The organism is Nostoc sp. UIC 10890, assembly GCF_054786515.1.
This window is the reverse complement of the sequence record NZ_JBSGKF010000001.1, coordinates 6063395-6080609: the sequence shown is the minus strand read 5'-3', so window position 1 is coordinate 6080609 and position 17215 is coordinate 6063395. Positions and strand designations below refer to the sequence as shown.

The window sequence follows — 17215 nt, the reverse complement described above, 5'->3', positions numbered from 1 at the left end:
CTCCTATTTTGTTAACTAGAAATATTAAATAGGAGCCATGATGACTCCCTTTTTCTAATATGCTGTTAAGCAGCAGATGGAACAGCAGCCTGAGATGTTAAACCAACTGCTTCGGCATATCTTAAGTAAGTTTCAACTGAAGCAATAACAATCCGAGCTTCTATTGATAGCAGTTCAATACCAACTAAAGAAACACGTACCCAAGCATCAACTACAATTCCTTTATCCAAAATGCGGTCAATAACTTCAGCCAGACTTGAAGATGAGTTAACTTTTTCAACAGCCATTTTCTTTTACTCTCACAACTCTAATTATTGATTTCATTCTGCTCTGATTGAGCAGTAGGTAAAACTTACACAATGTGTTTTATTCTTCCTGAGTTTAGTGTTCCCAAAAATATAAGATAAATATAAGAAAATAAAAAAATATTAAAAAGTTAACAATATTTTTTTTAGACAAAAATTCAAGAAAAAATCATCTCATCTTGATTTTTTCTGAGAAAGTTATAAATATTATTTTTTATGAATTTATATGAGAGTGTTTTTGAGAAAATGATAAGGTGGCAGAGGTTCGCTGAGTGCTAATTGCCAGTGCGAGCATTGTACCTGCCAGAGGGAAAACTGTTGCGTACTGACCGTTGAATCGTTGCGCTGTGCCAAAAAGTGGATTTGCCGCACATCTGACTGTCGAGTTTCACAGATAACATTTGTATATGTTTTGAGAATTAACTGGTTCAAGAGTTCCAACTGTTCGCATTGTTGTGCTTGAAATGTTTGCTGTGTTTGGTAGCGTTGTTTTTTAGCTAATAAATAGGCTTTTCCCTTGGCATCAATGGTGTCAGAATCGTCAAGTAAATCACAGGGTGTCAATTTTAAAGTGTACTCAACTTTGTCTGCTAGCTGAGTTAGGGCTTCTAGATATTGCTCTTGGTGCTTTTGTAGATGATTCAGCAGTTTTTCTTGCGAGGTAAAACCGTTGCCAAAGCGTAAGGGAAGAAGGGGAGTTTGTTGAAAAAGTTCTCGAATCACGCGATCGTGGTTTAATACAGCTTGAAGTAAACGCTCATCCGTTGCCTGTATTGCCTCCAGTGAGATTTCCGGCTCTACGATCGCACCTAAACCAGAAGAGTAAACTAGTTCAATATTCCTTTCCATCCCTAAAGGTAGAACAAGCGGTGATGCGGTGGGGACTAGAAGAGCATAAGCGTATATTGACATAAACTTGGGATACTTATTCTGTAATTAAGTTTGTACACATAAAGTTCTCCGAGACACTTTTTTTACATCAAAGGTGTTTCTGGAGGGTAAGTATCGCTGTGTGCAACGTTCTTTCAAACCTAACCCCCAGCCCCTTCCCTTGTAGGGAAGGGGAGCAAGAATCAAAGCCTCTCTCCCTGTGGGGGAGAGGTTTGGAGAGGGGTTCTAAGGATAAGTTGCACATTGTCTTAAGTAGCTTCGGCTCTGACATTTCTGTGTTTTTTCAAGTTAAAGACTATTCAGATTGATGCTGGTTAGCTAGCATTTGGTATGTAACTTGGAAATCATCATTTGTAATCTGAATCAAGCTGGAGTCTGTCAATCCTTGGGCGCGGTATCGACGAATGGCGCTTAAAGCAGCTTGATTGCTTAATAAAGCCAAATCTGCCCCATTCCAACCCTCGGTAACTGTCGCCCAGGTTTCTAAATCGACATCAACCAGGGGACGATCTAGATTGTGAACTCGTAAAATCGCTAATCGGCTGGCTCGATCTGGTAGATCGATTTTTATTTGTAAGTCCAATCTTCCGGCTCTGAGTAAAGCAGGATCAAGCGTTTCTGGACGATTGGTTGCTCCTACTAACAGTACTTTCGGGCATTCATGCAACCCATCCAGTTCGGTGAGCAATTGACCGACAACGCGATCGCTAACTCCAGAATCACCAGTGAATCGTCCCCGTGCTGGTGCTAGGGTATCAATTTCATCTACAAACACAACGCAAGGCGCTGCTTGCCGAGCTTTGCGAAAGAGTTCTCTAACTGCCTGTTCTGCTGCTCCTACCCATCGGCTGAGTAATTCCGGGCCATTCACAGCAATAAAGTTGGCTCTGGCTTGGGAAGCGATCGCTTTTGCCAGTAATGTTTTTCCCGTTCCCGGAGGCCCCCACAACAGAATCCCACGAGGAGGCTTGGCTTTGGTTTGCTCGTATAGTTCGGGATAGAGAAGTGCGCCCTCTACAGATTCTTGAAGTTTTTGTTTAACATCATCCAATCCACCAATGTCATCCCAACTGACACTTGGTACTTCAACTGCTACATCTCTAAGAACTGAGGGTTTTATCTCCTTAATTGCTTCGAGAAAATCCTGCTGTACGATAGTCATGTTCTCAGGAACGGGACTGTTGAGTGAGGGGACTTGACGACGAAGGGCAATGTAGGCTGCTTTTTGACAAAGTGCTTTGATATCGGCTCCGACAAAACCGACAGCCAAATCAGCGATCGCTCCTAAATCAATCGCAGTCTCCAAGGGCATGGCACTTGTTAAAATCGTGAGGATTTCCAATCGTCCATTGCGATCGGGAACCCGAAACTGAACTTCGCGATCGAAGCGTCCCGGACGACGCAGCGCCGGATCGAGATAATCGGGACGATTTGTTGCCGCTAATACAATTACGCCCTCGGTTTTGGCAAACCCATCCATTAACCCAAGCAACTGCGCCACTAGTCTTTTTTCAACTTCACCTTCTACTTGGCTGCGATCTGGGGCAAGGCTGTCAATTTCGTCAATAAATATCAAGCAGGGAGCAGAACGAGTTGCTTTCTCAAAAATACTTCGCAAACGAGCTTCTGCTTCCCCGTAATACTTGCTCATCACCTCTGGGCCATTGATGGCAATGTAGTTTAACTCTAACTCTTCTGCCAAAACACGGGCTGTTAAAGTTTTTCCCGTACCGGGCGGGCCAACTAGCAAAACCCCACGCGGAGGCTCTAACCCTAATTTCACCAATAAATCTGGACGCTTAAGTGGAATTTCAACTAACTCTCTGATTTCTTGGAGAACATCAGCCAAGCCGCCGACATCTTGCCAAGAAGTTTTTGAGTTCGTCTTATCTGATGGGGGAGTGACATCAGTATCATCCATTGGTGTAGTGCCAACGGTGGAATTGGATCTGACTCGGCTGGAATTATTTGTTCTGGGAATATTGCCTTGCCGGGGAATACTACTGAGATTATGAGAGCGAATTTGAATAGAAGTTTTTAACTCCCCTTTCTCTGCTTTTTCTTCTAAAGCTTTGGCAATTTCTAATAGGTGTTCAAATCCTTTAAATATGTCGTCCATTGATTTTACTTAGAGGTTGTTTGAAAAGTGTTTTACTGTGATTTTGGGTACTTTTAGAGCCTCCCTTAATTACCCCCCTTAATCCCCCCTTGTAAAGGGGGGAAACCAGAAAATCTAGTTCCCTCCCCTTTACAAGGGGAGGGTTAGGGAGGGGTAATTCCAATTCCATAAGTTGTATGTACACCGTAGCTTTACAAGGGATATTTAGAGGGTTCTAGAAGTTTTGCTATCGACAAGAGGACTTTTCAAACATCCTCTTAAATAAAAGGCAGAGAAAAATTTAATTTCCCAAAAAAATAAAAGTTTCAATAATTTTTCATTCTCAATTTTTATTGCTATTCACAGAGAGAGGAATTAATCAGTTTGAAATTGTTAATCGAAGACGAGCAAAGTTATACGGGGCAGTGAAATTGTTGTAACGAATTCGCAAACGGTTTTCAAATTGACGATCGAGTGCTTCAACGTGTTCGCTAAATTGTGATTCTGCTTCCCAAGGAATTAGGTAGGCTGAATTGTAGATCATTGTGTCCATTTGGGGAGTATTTTCTACTACTTCGATCGCAATGGAGTTGAGCGTGCTTTTAAATACATCTATGATTCCTTGCTTGCGATCGCTCATTCCCTGTTCGATGGTTTGCCCTATTTGGATTACCCGCTCCATACTCAGGGGTTGACCCACTAGCTTATCCCTTTCGGCTTTGAGATTTGGATGTTCTGCCAATAGTCCCTGAATTTCTGCCTCAGTATCCCAAAAAACTTTGACACTAACTTCTCGGCAACCCGATAACTTCGCAAGCAATTGCGTCAATTCTTCTTGATGAGGACGAATTAATTGCTGTGCAACCGTTTCCCAGCTTGAAACCAAAAGTCCAAATTGCACGGGCAGTAAATAGCGTTGGCGTAGCCCGTCGTAGACATCGCCTCCTTGCATGATCTCCTCAAGGACTTTCTCATGACTTAGCAGGTTACGACGGCTGGCCAAATAACGCTCTTGCTGTGCTTCTGAGTAGATGACTGCAAAATCATCCAAAATTTTAATTTGTACAGGTTGCCGATCCAAGCCCTGTAAATTTAAGTTTTCTGGAGCAGGCAAGGTCAAAATTCCATAAATGTAAAAGCCATAACTCATAAAAATGTCTTACCAAGAAGAATGTAGATAAAAAAGTTACAGGGGTTTAGAGGTGAGTACTAGTCTTAATTTGGCATGAACTAAGCTTAACTGAGCCAGTCCTAAGTCCAAGTCACCTTCAACCACAACACCTGTATTTAATAGGCGATCGAGAAGTTCTAAAATAGAGGGTTGACTAGAGGTTTCACCGGGGTAGTATCCTCCAGATTGGGGAAGTAAATTTCCCATTTCACCCAAGTTAATATTTAGATCGGCTGGGTCAACATCAAATATCTCGCAAAGCTTAACAACCTGTTGTTCAAGCTGTTGCAGGCTTTCGGCAGCTCGATCTAGTTCAGAGTCGCTGAGATTGCCAGCATCCATGCGCCGAATCACCTGAGCTTCCATGAGTTGGCGTATCAGTTCAACAACCGTTAGTAACAACGGCGCTAAACCGGAATCGGAACCTTTTGATTTGCTAATCGCCTGCATTCTGATGATTAATAGGATTGAGTGCTTGGAGCGATCGCAGTTCTGTTTCTAGACTGACAAGACGCTCTTGAAGTTGTTGATTAGTTGCTAATAAGGTGCGAGTTTGACTATTAAGATAGGGGTCGCTCTCCCACCAATTAATTCCAATCTCTTTGGCTTTATCAACAGAAGAAATCAACAAACGAATCCGAATGTTGAGCAGTTCTGTGGAGCCTACGGAAATAGAAATATCTCCTGCTATAACAATGCCTTTATCCAGAACCCGTTCTAGAATATCTGCCAAGGTAGAACCTTGAGTTGATGTGGTGATAGCTCCCCGATTAGTATTAGTACTCATTTGTTTATTAAATGGCCAGAATCAAGAGCAACTGTCTGTGATATACTCGGCGGCTCGGCATTGCCCTGCATTTGCACTAATACTCCCTGCTCTCTGAGAGACTTGAGTGCAGCCACAATTTGACTGCGATCGATCCCTAGTTCTACTGCCAATTCAGAGAAACGCCTTCCTGGAGAATTACACAGGTAGTTGTAGACTTCATGCTCGTAAGGTACTCGTTGTTCCAATACAATCCGATCTTGGTTGTTTGGTATTATCTCTGACGGCTGAGATTGAGTATTTATACGATGATACAATTCACTTAAAACCTCTTCCAGTAGCCGAGTTGCTTCTATGAGAGGTTGATTCGTGCGAGAAAGCAGGATATCGGCACAAATATCTTGGAAGCTAGGATCTCCAGGGTTGACGGAAATTTCGTGTTCGTGGCAGATTTTGGCAATCATCAGACAGGAACGCAATCCACCACCCTGTCCAGAGCCAGAACGACTCCAAAATGTCCGTACTATGCGGACAATTACTTCTGCTTTCTCAGAATCTATACCTGTTTTATGAACTACAATTTCCTGCTGACTCAGTTCATCAGGTGTAGGCATATCAATGGTAATAACACGATCCATCAAAGCATCCTGAGTTGCATGAACTCCACAATACTCTTGAGGATTTGATGTTAAGATTGCCCGAAACTGAGGATGAACCCGGATATACTCGGCTCGATGTTGGTTTGTTGGTAATACTAACAACCTCTCCTCAAGTACGGAAAGTAAAACGTTATTTACCTCCGGGTGCGATCGATTGAATTCGTCGTAAACCAGCGTAAATCCTTCTTTACAAGCTAGGGTTAATCGGGCATCAACCCAATGTTGTCGCAGTTCATCCTCAACTTTCACAACGCTGTGGATGAAATTATCAACAACCTTTTTGCGAGTGTAACCTAATTGATTACCAATCAAGTCTGAGGTTTTAAACTCATCATCTCCAAATAAGAGGATGATAGGCTGGTTGAGTAAATCAGCCAGATGCATTGCCAGAGTAGTTTTTCCGACTCCAGCCGCGCCACGTAAATGTACCGAAAAACCTGACTGTAGATAGCGCAAAGCACGTTGAGCGACGCGTTGAACAGCAGGGGTATTGACAAATCGTTGGGGAGATGCATTTAATACTGTTGTCAAACTCTAAGTACCTCGTAAATAGTAATGTGTCATAAAAAAGTAATTTTTTTTACATTGCAAATATAAAATACAGATGTCAATCAGCCTTAAGTGGACTCAAATCCAACGCATTTTGGCATCAACACAAGACTAGTAATGTTTAATATTTATGTCATCAGCATGATTACGGTCTTGAAAGGATACCTTTAATAAATCCACACAGGTGTAAAGCAATATGGTTCTGCGCTTTTTACTATTACCGATTACCGGCCCATTAATGGGAGTAACGTGGCTTGGGGAAAAAATTTTAGAACAGGCGAGTACTGAAATTGATGATAAAGAAAATCTCAGCAAGCAGCTTCTTACACTCCAACTTGCTTTTGATATGGGAGAAATTCCTGAAGAAGAGTTTGAAATTCAGGAAGAAGCTCTTTTGTTAGCGATTCTGGAAGCAGAACAGCAGGAACGCGATCAAACACAAGAGGATTGAAATTCTTTCCTAGCTTGTGTGATTTATTGCTTTAACTAACGTGCGCCTCCATTGGAGACTCACGTTAATTTAAAAAATATTGTTAGCTATTATACTTAAATAAATTATGCTTCTACTATACAAGTATTAATTTAATGGAAGCTTTACCCGATAATTGGGCAGATATTCAACCTGATACTGTATATCTTTCAATCAGTGGTCTGCTAGTTTCATTTGGCAGCGAACAAATAAAGCTGGGATTAAAATACGATCAAAAGGGGAAACATTTAAAAGCCATTGAGAAAGGGCTTGTACCTACTCGCGGTAATGTTGGGTTGGTGGCTTCTCAAGAATCTGGCTACGATTTGAAATCTAAAGTCTTAGGTAAAGGTGGCGATGCCTGCGGCGGGCTGCGCCTACGCCGATTTCATGCAAAATTCATTGATGATATATTGCACTTCCCTGGTTTGGTAACAGAACATTAAACCCACATAACTATGACAAGGCTTGAATTAAAAAATCATCAAGTTTGGCAAGATTTAACTGAAATATTTCAAAGTTTAGATGCTAATCTTCTTGTTCAAGAACATCTTGACCAATGTGATTATAAAGTGTGTGGCTATTGGGATGAACAAGATGAATATTATGAGAAAATTACGTTACCTCGTACCCTAGAAGCCGAATTAGTTAGCAGTTCAATAGGCGTTACTCACGAAGAAAGTTTTTTACAACTAAAGTTTTTGCTCATAGCTGATGCTGTTGATAATACGAAAACTGCAAGTAGCAATGCTCAAAAACTTGGTGAATTAGTTCTTGTTTATGATGAAAATGTAGAATTTATTGATGAGAATTGGCTTTTAGATGTCGATTCTCCATTCCTTGTGAAGCGATCGGGCTAATTTTAGGTAATTGAGTAGAAGTAAGAAATAACTAATCAACGAATTTTCAGTCTTTTAAAAAAATGCAATGCTTACATACTTTGACAGATTTTAATTACTCTGACTTAAAACAACATCATCCACATTATTTTGCAATTGCCGATTACAACAAGACTCTTATTTGTTATTGGGATTTGGATTATAAATATTCTTTTGTTAATGTATGGAGCTTAAAAACAGGGGAGCAAAGAAGAAATTTAGAGTTAGGTACTGCTCACGAATTTAGGTTAGGTAAAAATGGACAGGTATCAGTCATCAGTTTTCAAGACTTAGTTTGGGTATTAGACACAGAGACACATAAGTTAATTAATGAAGATTCTCCGGATTATTTTATTCATTCTATAATTCCTCATCCTTACTACTGTTTCACTGTTTGCTCAACACAAAATCCCTTGCTGGCAATTGGCTCTAAAGTCGGTAGAAACGGAGAATTTGGAGTTTGGAATTATGAAACTCGCACTCGTCATTTTCATTATCAATTTCAAGATGTCGCTTTAATTAGTCAATGGTCAACATTGAATACCTCAGAACTTCAGCGTTTACTTAATTCTGTTTCACCACTTCTGTTTACTCCAGATGGCAAATTTATAGCTGCACGTTTCAAGCAGCAGAAACACTGTATGCTAAAAATTTGGAACTTAGAAACAGGAAATCTTGTTCAGCAGTTAGAAAATCTCCTTCCTTTAACAGTGCATTCACTTGCAATTAATTCTGATGGGCAAGTCTTAGCTTGTGGGATACGAGACAATCAGATGTGCGTTTGGGAATTGTTGAGCGATCGCATCATTTATAGTTTTTCGGGAGCCGCACCCTGCCTCATGAGTTTCAATGGTCGAATTTTAATTTACTGCACAGATAATAACGAAATAATCGTTTGGGATTTAGTTTTAAACAGTCAACTATGTACATTACAGGGGCATACTGCACCAATTGGTTATATTGCTATGAGCAATGATTATGAATTCATTGCCAGCTACAGTATTGACAGAACAATTAAAATTTGGAGATTGGTTGAAGAATAACAAAATATTAGAAAAGCTATTCTCCAAGAGCCGCTCCAGCTTCCCCAGCCCCTCAGCAAGTGATCGCCCCTGCTTGGTGCGACTGAGCAAGGAAGTTGCGAAGAATAGGCAAACTGAAATCTTAGTAGTTAGTATTCCAATGTTAAGGTTTTGAATTTTGGTGTATTGTCCTCTAAGCCAGTATTTGCTTGCTGATGGATCGTGTTCTCTTCAGCAATTGTTTGACTATTTAAAATAGCAAGACGCTGCTGAATCTGATGTCGGCGTGCTTCGAGTTTCTCTAGTTCCTCCTCTAAACGCTCCTTCTCTAACATCATTTTGTAAGCATTTAAGTAAACTGTTGCTTGAGAACGTTGAGGAGGCATGGTGCTAAGTTTGGCTTGAATTTGTCTGCGGGTTGGAGTGCGATGCATAATAAATTTCTCTTTGGGTATGGAAGTATTTAGTCTAATTAGCCGTTAAAATAAACAGCCGGCTGCTGCTTGGATGCGTTCTAAAGGCTGAACTGAGCGAGGAAGCATTGGTAAGCGAACCATTGTCAAACCTGGAAAATCGCAATTAATGGTTGCTGTAGAAGTAAAGCGGTTGAGAACAAGGTAATTCTGGCTTACACCTATTTCTTGCATAGATTTGAACAGGCGTTGTTGTTCGGCAAGTACACTAGCCTGGTTAAGCGTAACCCCAATGAACTCTGTTTGTTGTGGGTCTTTTAGCACTTTTTGGGCTTTAACTACGCGCTGTCGCAAAGTTCGTAAACGTCCCATAAATTCTGTACGACCAAGAACATTCTGATACTTGATCCAGAGTTTGAAAATCCAACCTAGCCAGTCTGCTAGTGCATTTGGCATTTCTAGAAAACGCAGAAGATGACCTGTAGGAGCAGTGTCTAAAATAATTAAGTCTTCTTCTTGTTGCTCTAGCAATTCCATTACTGTTAACAGGGAAAGTATTTCATCAATCCCTGGTAAAGCTTGACCGACTATTTTGCGCCAAGCAGCAGGAGCATAAGCCATTTCAATAGTTTCGCTTGTTTGGGTTTCGCCACTCATCATTTCGGCCAGTTCCCACAGGTAATCGGCTCTGAATTGATCGACAATGCGATCGCTATCCACTTCCTGACCTCGAAGATTGGCAGTTATTTGATATGGTTCGTGTCCAAAACTCAAACCAAAGGCATCACCCAAGGAGTGGGCTGGATCGATGGAAACCATGCGAATTTTACGATCGGGATGTTGTTGAGCCATAGCCCAACCAATTGCAGCTGCTACTGTGGTCTTGCCTACTCCACCTTTACCGCCAATTAGTAACAGGCGACGACCTTGAGTCAGGAAATCTCCAAAGCTAGGAGGAATTGTTTCAGGCCATTGAACTGGGAGTAGATCGAAAAGAGATAGCGGTTCAAGCTGAGGAATATGGATTTGGTCGATCAGATGGCTGAGGGCTACAATCCCTAAAGGCTCCCGATCTTGCTGTGGCACAATGAACATCGGCTTTCCGTTAGCAAGAGCCGTATACTGGCTGATGAGCGGTTGTTGTTCTTGGTAACGATCTGGGTCAGTCGCACTGGCAAGGATTTGGTTAACAAACAACCCTCCGCAAGGAACCTGCATAGTTTCTAAGGCTTCTAGGAATCGTTTTGACTCCAACCAACTCATTGGTTCGGCGATCGCAACTAACAAACAAGCTGTATGGGTAGGATCTTGAAGCAGACGGCGGCCTTGCGACAGTTCAGCTTTCAGAGTTTGCAAAAACTCATCAGCGCGATCGGGTGTGTAACTCCCGGCAAAGGTCTTACTAATATACCGATGCTTTTCTTGAAACAGTTCAAGAGAGTGAAGGAAAGTGTCTAAAAAATCCATCAATCCAAACAAGTTGAGAGTATGACCGCTAGGAGCCATATCTACTACTACTCGATCTACCTGCTGCTCCTGAAAAAGGCGTTGGATTTCTAACAAGCCCATCAACTCGTCCAGTCCAGGCCAATTTAAATCCCAAACTGGAAGCAAGTCTTCTCCTTCAACAAAACTACCGCGCTCCACTAACAGTTCTAACACCTGACCATAACGTTCTTTAAACTCTTGTAGCAGACGCTTTGCATCCAACGCCCTTACTAGTAGATTGGGTAGTTCCGCTATGGGACGAGGAACGTCATCAACGCTAACTTGTAAGACATCTCCAAGAGAGTGAGCCGGATCGGTTGAGATTAAAAGAATTTGCTCATTGGCAAATTTCTGTGCCCAACGACATGCAAAGGTGCAGGAGATTGTCGTTTTTCCGACTCCACCTTTGCCGCTAAACATAGCAAGGTGTAGGTTATCAAAAAGTTCCATCCCGTTTGTCATTATCCGGCGTTTTAGGATAAAGTTACTACATTTTTTTGAAAGTTACTTAAGTAATTTTGCTGAATAAACCTATTTAAAACCTTAATTTTTCACGGATAGGATTTACAAAACTTCTAGGGCGGCGATAGGGAAAGCTTCACAACAGAATATGTAATTAATTTTGTTGAGTTACTTACAAAGATTAGCCGAGGAACTATAACTGAGGTAAAGATTTAGCCAGAGATGTCCAAAGGTAAGGAGATAAGATGGTTAACAGTTCTGAAGGCGATATAAATATTGGCTGTAATGTCCAATGTATTTCTGAATACGACTTTTTTTCTGACAGTAATTTTGAGGACATTCATTGTCGTCCACTCAAAACAGACTCTCCCTACTTAGGACTAAAAACTTTTGAAATTAAAGATAAAGATAAATTTTTTGGTCGGGTTAAAACAGGCTCTCCCTACTTAGGATTAAAAACTTTTGAAATTAAAGATAAAGACAAATTTTTTGGTCGGGGGAAGTGGATTGCTAATCTGGGCGATCGCTTAAAAAAAGATAATATACTCTTGCTTTTAGGAGCATCAGACACTGGCAAATCATCATTGATTCGGGCAGGTTTAATTCCTTATTTAGGATTTTATAAAAAATCATTAATTAATATAAGTTTTCACCCAGATGAAAATCCTTTTAAATCTCTTTATCAGTGCCTTGCTTCTAATTATGGAAAAAAATCACCAATAGCGGATATTAGCCGAGAAATAAGAGAAAATACCCTAATTAAAATTGTCACATTCCTCAAACAAGATTATCAGTGCGTTCTGATTTTTATTGACCAATTTGAAGAACTATTTACGAAAACTCAAAAGCCGGAACGCGATAAATTTGTTGCTAGTCTCTTTCAACTGTTCCAGCAGCAGGATAGCTCTGTCAAAATTGTTTTAACAATGCGGTCTGATTGTTTGGATAGATTTAGTGAGTATCCCCAACTTGCAAAGATCCACGATCGCTATAGTCGTATACTCACTAGAATGAGCGATGGAGAATTAAAGTTAGCGATCGCTGAACCTGCTGCTAGACATGGCGTGACCTTTGAACAAGGTCTAGTTGAGCAAATTATTCATGATTTTCACCAACAAAATGATTATTTACCACTTCTGGCATACACCTTAGATAGGCTGTGGAAAAAAGAAGATATTGCAAACGGGGTTCTGAAGATAAAGACTTATCAAGAACTAAAAGAGCAAACGTTTGGTTATTTAAGCAAACAAGCTAATCTATTTATTAATCCTAGTGTTGGATGGCACGATCGCCATTCGAGAGAAAAGCAACAAGAGATTCAAAAGTTAAACCTTGCACTGACTGAATTAAAACTGCGCGAGCAATCCGCCAGGATTTTGAATTTACTTCCTGTCCAACCGCTAGAGGGTTTGGTGCTGGCAATTCAAACAATGGGTGAGAATCTAGAGAAATACCCAAACCAGCTTCTAGCTCCTGTTTTGGGAAGCTTAAAGGAAGCAATGAACACACCCACAGAGACGAATAGCTTGCGCGGAAACGAGCAAGAGGTTAATTGTGTAGGCTTTAGTCCTGATGGCAAGTTTATTGCCAGTGGCAGTAGCGATTCTACCGTGTGCTTGTGGAATATCATTGGCAATCCTCCTACTGCTCAATTTTTGTTGGGGCACGAGCAAGAGGTTAATTGTCTAGCCTTTAACCCTGATGGCAAGTTGATTGTTAGTGGCAGTATTGACGGAATTTTGTGTTTATGGGATCTACAAGGTAATCTCATTACTCAACCGTGGCAGGGACATGAGGAAGGAGTTATTTCTGTCGCCTTTAGTCCAAATAGCGATTCTATTGTCAGTGTTGGTTTTGACGGAACGGTGTGTTTGTGGGATTTACGAGGTAACGCCATTACTCAACCTTGGCGCGGACATAAGGAAGGAGTTATTTCCGTCACCTTTAGCCCAAATGGCGATTCTATTATCAGTGTTGGTTTTGACGGAACGGTGTGTTTGTGGGATTTACAAGGTAACACCATCACTCAACCCTGGCACAAACATGAGGCGAAAATTATTTGCGCTGCCTTTAGCCCCGATCGCAAGTTTATTGTCAGTGGTAGCAGTGATTGTACAGTGCGGTTGTGGGACATCCAAGGTAATCCCATCGGTCAACCTTGGCACGGGCATGAAGGACATGTAAATTCTGTAGCGTTTAGCCCTGATGGCAATTTTATTATTAGTGGTAGCTGCGATCGCACAATACGCTTATGGAATATCAATGGCAACCCCGTAACTCAACCTTGGCGGGGACATCAAGGACAAGTTAATTCCCTAGCCTTTAGCCTTGATGGCAAGTTTATTATTAGTGGTGGCGATCGCACTGTGCGTTTGTGGGAGCTAGATCAAATACTACAAGATCGAGTCATCGGGCGATCGCAGCGCAAATATGAGAATTGGGTTAATTCTGTCGCCTTTAGCCCTGATGGTCAGTGGATTATCAGTGCCAGCAATGATTCGACAGTGCGCTTGTGGGATATTCACGGCAACCCCATTGGTCAACCTTGGCGTGGACATGAAAAAGAAGTTAATTCTGTCGCCTTTAGCCCTGATGGTCAGTGGATTATCAGTGCCAGCAATGATTCGACAGTGCGCTTGTGGGATATTCACGGCAACCCCATTGGTCAACCTTGGCGTGGACATGAAAAAGAAGTTAATTCTGTCGCCTTTAGCCCTGATGGTCAGTGGATTATCAGTGCCAGCAATGATTCGACAGTGCGCTTGTGGGATATTCACGGCAACCCCATTGGTCAACCTTGGCGTGGACATGAAAAAGAAGTTAATTCTGTCGCCTTTAGCCCTGATGGTCAGTGGATTATCAGTGCCAGCAATGATTCGACAGTGCGCTTGTGGGATATTCACGGCAACCCCATTGGTCAACCTTGGCGTGGACATGAAAAAGAAGTTAATTCTGTCGCCTTTAGCCCTGATGGTCAGTGGATTATCAGTGCCAGCAATGATTCGACAGTGCGCTTGTGGGATATTCACGGCAACCCCATTGGTCAACCTTGGCGTGGACATGAAAAAGAAGTTAATTCTGTCGCCTTTAGCCCTGATGGTCAGTGGATTATCAGTGCCAGCAATGATTCGACAGTGCGCTTGTGGGATATTCACGGCAACCCCATTGGTCAACCTTGGCGTGGACATGAGTATTGGGTAAATTCCGCAGCTTTTAGCCCTGATGGTAGACTGATTGCCAGTGGTAGTCTTGATGGAACAGTCCGCTTGTGGCAGTGTGGGTGGCAAGAATGGTTGCAAGTTTGCTGCAACAGGTTACATTATCATCCCGTCTTTCAAAATCCTGACAATGGCAGTGATGTAGAAATTGCCCACCAAACTTGTCAAAAATATGTATGGAATCCACAATGCCCTAAACAGTTGAACAACCAAGGTGAGCTAAAAGAGAAAGCGTTTTCAGCAGCTTTGGAGGATTTTAAGCAAGCAGTTCAACTTAATTTCACATCGCACTGGAAACATCGCCTTGCTTGGCAATCAGTACCCACAGAGAACCAATAACTCGGCCTACGGTATTTAGATAGGGAGTTCTTCTGCATACCTGTAATCAGATGGTTGCAAGCTTTGGATATTCCATTTGAAATACCCGCTATTATCTGAGGTAAACATGGTGGAACTAAACAATTAATTAGAGGTAGGCGGAGTTATAAGACCAGTTACACTTTAAATAGCGATAAATATGGTTCAGTAACTTTTAGTGTGTGGATAGTTTGCGAAGTTTATTTACCGTCTGGGTGATTTTGGTTGATTTTTGGGGTTTATTAATAAATAAAACTTATCATAGAGCCAAGGCAATCAGCTTTTTTATATTCCCCAAAAACGGTATCGTATACTACTATTTTTTAGCGACCGCAAAACTTTTCGGTCTACTGAATGTTGCTCAATTTTTGCGCTCGTTATTGTGTCGTTACAATACTTTTCTATTCCATATTTAAGCTATTTTAAGTATTTTTTCTGATTGACAAAAGTGCAATTATTCTAAACTATCACGGATTGTATTAGCGTAATTAGCCGTTTATTATTTCCACGTAGAATTACACAAACAGCAAGTGAAATGTATTTAGTGATGAAATAATATCAGTTAAATGAGTGTATTGCCAACTTTTTTGGTAAAATATCCCTGACACAGATAAGTAAAATAATTCCTGTAATTCTTTTAACACAAGATTTTATCAGAACTATTGGCGTAAATACAGTTAAGTTAGTTTTACCAACTTTTTGATTAATGGCGGTAATCCCATTATTTTCACTAACTTTTTTGGTAAAAAATAACTGCATTGATACTGATGACAAGCGATCGCATCTAGAAGCGCTTGTAAATCATCCACCCAGAAGATGTACATATAATTCTTTATTTGTATAAAAATATATACAAACTTTTATGCTATCAATAAAAAATTTAATTTGATATAAGCCTAACGATAGATAGATTTTATGTAAACATGGTTTAGATTTGTAACAGGTTACACAGAACTAGGTAAAACACATGGCCAACATCATTGACACTGCCACTAATAATGGTTCTTTCAAGACACTAGTTGCAGCAATCGAAGCGGCTGGTCTGGTAGATACACTGAAAGGCGCTGGCCCATTTACCGTCTTTGCACCTACTGATGCAGCTTTTAATAAGCTTCCAGCAGGTACAGTAGACGCGTTACTGAAAGATATTCCTAAGCTCAAGAAGATATTGACCTATCATGTTGTCTCAGGCAAAGTGCTGGCTGCTGATGTGGCTAAACTGAAGACAGCTAAAACAGTTGAAGGTTCAGATGTAAAAATTGATGCTTCTAATGGCGTCAAGATAAACGATGCAAAAGTTGCAACCGCAGATGTTGCTGCTGATAACGGTGTCATCCACGTAATTGACACAGTTTTGATTCCTGCATAAGCAAACCTCACAATAGCGAATGCTATTTGTAGGACGGCGACTACCTAATAGTCGTTTCTCTATTACAGTCTGGTTGAATGTTTTTTAGTAAACACCAACTACCAACAAATCCATCTAGACAGCATCTAGATGGATTTATTGTTTTATTGGTGTAGGGACGTTGCAATTGCTTGTCTTTCTTTATTAGATGTAATCAAATTTTTAGTTTTGCCAAACCCAAATAACGGATACCTTCGGGGGAAATGTCAAAACGGCAAGGTAAAACTTCTAAACCGAGAGCGATCGCATCCCGTAATAATTTACCATAGACAGGATCTGTGCGATCGCCAGGGGAGAACTCGATACAATCACTACGATTGATAAAGTAAAGCATCACTGCACGAGTGGAAGGTAACAGCGCCATCAGTTCTCGCAAGTGCTTTTGCCCTCTTGTAGTCTCCGTATCAGGAAATAAGGCTAATCTCCCCTCAGACAAAGTTGTATTTTTCACTTCTAAATAAATCGGGCGTTCTTCATCACTCCCCGTCAAGAAAAAATCCACTCGACTTTTTTTATCTAGTCCATAAACTACCTCGCCCTTGATTTGGCTATAGTCGCCCAATTCTGGGAAAAGGTGTTTCGCCAAAGCTAGCTTTACCACCCGATTGGGCAAAAAAGTATTTATGCCTACCCAAGTCGGCTCATTGTCATGTACCTGAATTAGTTCTAAAGTGTAAGCCAATTTGCGGTTAAGATTATCGCTTTTGGAAAGCTGTACCGCACTTTGGGGAGTCGAGACTCCAGTCATCGGCCCTGTATTGGGACAATGTGCTGTAACTATCTCGCCAGAAGTAAGTTGAACATCAGCAAAAAACCGCTTGTAGCGTTTTAGCAGAATACCTGGATACAAAGGTGGGTAACAGTAAAGCCAATCTATCATTGTAAAACCTTGTTGCTGCTAGTAAATATACGTCGATTCCTTCTCCACCTACATCTCAACAGCAAATCTTTTCAGCAGCTACTCCATCCTGTGACAGAATTTGAGTAACTTTACATACCATGAATTGTCAATTTTTGTAGTCAAATTGACAACATATTAATAAAAAGTAGCATATACTAAG

Annotated in this window: 17 protein-coding genes and 1 pseudogene; 7 read left to right on the top strand and 11 right to left on the bottom strand. The window is 41.1% G+C overall.

Annotation, left to right across the window (positions count from 1 at the left end; genetic code table 11):
* Positions 1-65: 65 nt before the first annotated feature.
* The 7 genes from gvpA to gvpN all read right to left on the bottom strand — a co-directional run bounded on the left by gvpA (position 66) and on the right by gvpN (position 6421).
* Positions 66-287: a gas vesicle structural protein GvpA gene (gene gvpA / locus ACWATR_RS25250; protein WP_163931998.1), complete on the bottom strand. Its 222-nt coding sequence runs from the start codon at positions 285-287 to the stop codon at positions 66-68.
* A gap of 240 nt (positions 288-527) precedes the next feature.
* Positions 528-1217 carry a GvpL/GvpF family gas vesicle protein gene (locus tag ACWATR_RS25245; RefSeq protein ID WP_460338448.1) on the bottom strand — a complete coding sequence of 230 codons (690 nt, stop codon included), beginning with the start codon at positions 1215-1217 and terminating at the stop codon, positions 528-530.
* A gap of 274 nt (positions 1218-1491) precedes the next feature.
* On the bottom strand, positions 1492-3315 hold the full coding sequence (locus ACWATR_RS25240) for an AAA family ATPase (RefSeq protein ID WP_460338446.1): 1824 nt from the start codon (positions 3313-3315) through the stop codon (positions 1492-1494).
* A 358-nt stretch (positions 3316-3673) separates the two neighbouring features.
* Positions 3674-4444: a gas vesicle protein GvpF gene (gvpF, locus tag ACWATR_RS25235; protein WP_460338444.1), complete on the bottom strand. Its 771-nt coding sequence runs from the start codon at positions 4442-4444 to the stop codon at positions 3674-3676.
* Positions 4445-4480: 36 nt separating this feature from the next.
* The gene (locus ACWATR_RS25230) at positions 4481-4915 is read right to left on the bottom strand and encodes a gas vesicle protein K (RefSeq protein WP_069071675.1); all 435 of its coding nucleotides are present in this window, start codon (positions 4913-4915) and stop codon (positions 4481-4483) included.
* Positions 4902-5252: a gas vesicle protein gene (locus tag ACWATR_RS25225; protein ID WP_460338441.1), complete on the bottom strand. Its 351-nt coding sequence runs from the start codon at positions 5250-5252 to the stop codon at positions 4902-4904. The genes ACWATR_RS25230 and ACWATR_RS25225 overlap by 14 nt, the downstream gene beginning before the upstream one ends.
* Entirely contained in the window at positions 5249-6421 is a 1173-nt protein-coding gene (gene gvpN, locus ACWATR_RS25220) for a gas vesicle protein GvpN (protein WP_460338439.1), read from the bottom strand. Before gvpN ends, ACWATR_RS25225 begins: the two co-directional genes overlap by 4 nt.
* A 214-nt stretch (positions 6422-6635) precedes the next feature.
* Here gvpN and ACWATR_RS25215 point away from each other — a divergent pair, with 214 nt between their 5' ends.
* From ACWATR_RS25215 to ACWATR_RS25200, 4 genes are all read left to right on the top strand, one after another.
* Positions 6636-6890, top strand: a complete 255-nt coding sequence (locus tag ACWATR_RS25215) for a gas vesicle protein GvpG (RefSeq protein ID WP_460338437.1) — start codon at positions 6636-6638, stop codon at positions 6888-6890.
* A 134-nt stretch (positions 6891-7024) separates the two neighbouring features.
* Positions 7025-7354, top strand: coding sequence for a hypothetical protein (locus ACWATR_RS25210; RefSeq protein ID WP_460338435.1), 330 nt, complete (start codon positions 7025-7027; stop codon positions 7352-7354).
* Between the two features lie 12 nt (positions 7355-7366).
* Positions 7367-7768 carry a hypothetical protein gene (locus tag ACWATR_RS25205; RefSeq protein WP_460338434.1) on the top strand — a complete coding sequence of 134 codons (402 nt, stop codon included), beginning with the start codon at positions 7367-7369 and terminating at the stop codon, positions 7766-7768.
* A 62-nt stretch (positions 7769-7830) separates the two neighbouring features.
* Positions 7831-8829, top strand: coding sequence for a WD40 repeat domain-containing protein (locus tag ACWATR_RS25200; protein WP_460338432.1), 999 nt, complete (start codon positions 7831-7833; stop codon positions 8827-8829).
* Between the two features lie 128 nt (positions 8830-8957).
* Here ACWATR_RS25200 and ACWATR_RS25195 read toward each other — a convergent pair whose 3' ends face one another.
* Together ACWATR_RS25195 and ACWATR_RS25190 are read right to left on the bottom strand one after the other, a co-directional pair.
* On the bottom strand, positions 8958-9242 hold the full coding sequence (locus tag ACWATR_RS25195) for a hypothetical protein (RefSeq protein WP_460338430.1): 285 nt from the start codon (positions 9240-9242) through the stop codon (positions 8958-8960).
* Between the two features lie 45 nt (positions 9243-9287).
* Complete coding sequence (locus tag ACWATR_RS25190; RefSeq protein WP_460338428.1) at positions 9288-11171, bottom strand: ArsA family ATPase; 1884 nt, start codon at positions 11169-11171, stop codon at positions 9288-9290.
* A 245-nt stretch (positions 11172-11416) separates the two neighbouring features.
* On the opposite strand from ACWATR_RS25190, the gene ACWATR_RS25185 reads away from it, so the two are divergent.
* Both ACWATR_RS25185 and ACWATR_RS25180 read left to right on the top strand, forming a co-directional pair.
* A complete protein-coding gene (locus ACWATR_RS25185; protein WP_460338426.1) occupies positions 11417-14728 on the top strand; it encodes an nSTAND1 domain-containing NTPase in 3312 nt (1103 codons plus the stop codon).
* 12 nt (positions 14729-14740) lie between these two features.
* Positions 14741-14941, top strand: a pseudogene (locus ACWATR_RS25180) (ISH3 family transposase); the annotation flags it as partial.
* Positions 14942-15423: 482 nt separating this feature from the next.
* On the opposite strand, the gene ACWATR_RS25175 reads toward ACWATR_RS25180, so the two are convergent.
* Positions 15424-15570, bottom strand: coding sequence for a hypothetical protein (locus ACWATR_RS25175; protein ID WP_460338424.1), 147 nt, complete (start codon positions 15568-15570; stop codon positions 15424-15426).
* 143 nt (positions 15571-15713) lie between these two features.
* On the opposite strand from ACWATR_RS25175, the gene ACWATR_RS25170 reads away from it, so the two are divergent.
* The gene (locus ACWATR_RS25170) at positions 15714-16115 is read left to right on the top strand and encodes a fasciclin domain-containing protein (RefSeq protein WP_069070322.1); all 402 of its coding nucleotides are present in this window, start codon (positions 15714-15716) and stop codon (positions 16113-16115) included.
* Between the two features lie 193 nt (positions 16116-16308).
* Here ACWATR_RS25170 and sfsA read toward each other — a convergent pair whose 3' ends face one another.
* The gene (gene sfsA, locus ACWATR_RS25165) at positions 16309-17034 is read right to left on the bottom strand and encodes a DNA/RNA nuclease SfsA (protein WP_460338421.1); all 726 of its coding nucleotides are present in this window, start codon (positions 17032-17034) and stop codon (positions 16309-16311) included.
* Positions 17035-17215: the final 181 nt, after the last annotated feature.

Bases quoted from the DNA above. Each gene is read 5' to 3' on its own strand.
- ACWATR_RS25230 (WP_069071675.1), bottom strand. From the start codon at position 4,915: ATGCAGGCGATTAGCAAATCAAAAGGTTCCGATTCCGGTTTAGCGCCG.
- ACWATR_RS25170 (WP_069070322.1), top strand. From the start codon at position 15,714: ATGGCCAACATCATTGACACTGCCACTAATAATGGTTCTTTCAAGACA.
- sfsA (WP_460338421.1), bottom strand. From the start codon at position 17,034: ATGATAGATTGGCTTTACTGTTACCCACCTTTGTATCCAGGTATTCTG.
- ACWATR_RS25210 (WP_460338435.1), top strand. From the start codon at position 7,025: ATGGAAGCTTTACCCGATAATTGGGCAGATATTCAACCTGATACTGTA.
- ACWATR_RS25200 (WP_460338432.1), top strand. From the start codon at position 7,831: ATGCAATGCTTACATACTTTGACAGATTTTAATTACTCTGACTTAAAA.
- ACWATR_RS25225 (WP_460338441.1), bottom strand. From the start codon at position 5,252: ATGAGTACTAATACTAATCGGGGAGCTATCACCACATCAACTCAAGGT.
- ACWATR_RS25240 (WP_460338446.1), bottom strand. From the start codon at position 3,315: ATGGACGACATATTTAAAGGATTTGAACACCTATTAGAAATTGCCAAA.
- ACWATR_RS25245 (WP_460338448.1), bottom strand. From the start codon at position 1,217: ATGTCAATATACGCTTATGCTCTTCTAGTCCCCACCGCATCACCGCTT.
- gvpA (WP_163931998.1), bottom strand. From the start codon at position 287: ATGGCTGTTGAAAAAGTTAACTCATCTTCAAGTCTGGCTGAAGTTATT.
- ACWATR_RS25195 (WP_460338430.1), bottom strand. From the start codon at position 9,242: ATGCATCGCACTCCAACCCGCAGACAAATTCAAGCCAAACTTAGCACC.
- ACWATR_RS25205 (WP_460338434.1), top strand. From the start codon at position 7,367: ATGACAAGGCTTGAATTAAAAAATCATCAAGTTTGGCAAGATTTAACT.
- ACWATR_RS25185 (WP_460338426.1), top strand. From the start codon at position 11,417: ATGGTTAACAGTTCTGAAGGCGATATAAATATTGGCTGTAATGTCCAA.
- ACWATR_RS25190 (WP_460338428.1), bottom strand. From the start codon at position 11,171: ATGACAAACGGGATGGAACTTTTTGATAACCTACACCTTGCTATGTTT.
- ACWATR_RS25215 (WP_460338437.1), top strand. From the start codon at position 6,636: ATGGTTCTGCGCTTTTTACTATTACCGATTACCGGCCCATTAATGGGA.
- gvpF (WP_460338444.1), bottom strand. From the start codon at position 4,444: ATGAGTTATGGCTTTTACATTTATGGAATTTTGACCTTGCCTGCTCCA.
- ACWATR_RS25175 (WP_460338424.1), bottom strand. From the start codon at position 15,570: ATGTACATCTTCTGGGTGGATGATTTACAAGCGCTTCTAGATGCGATC.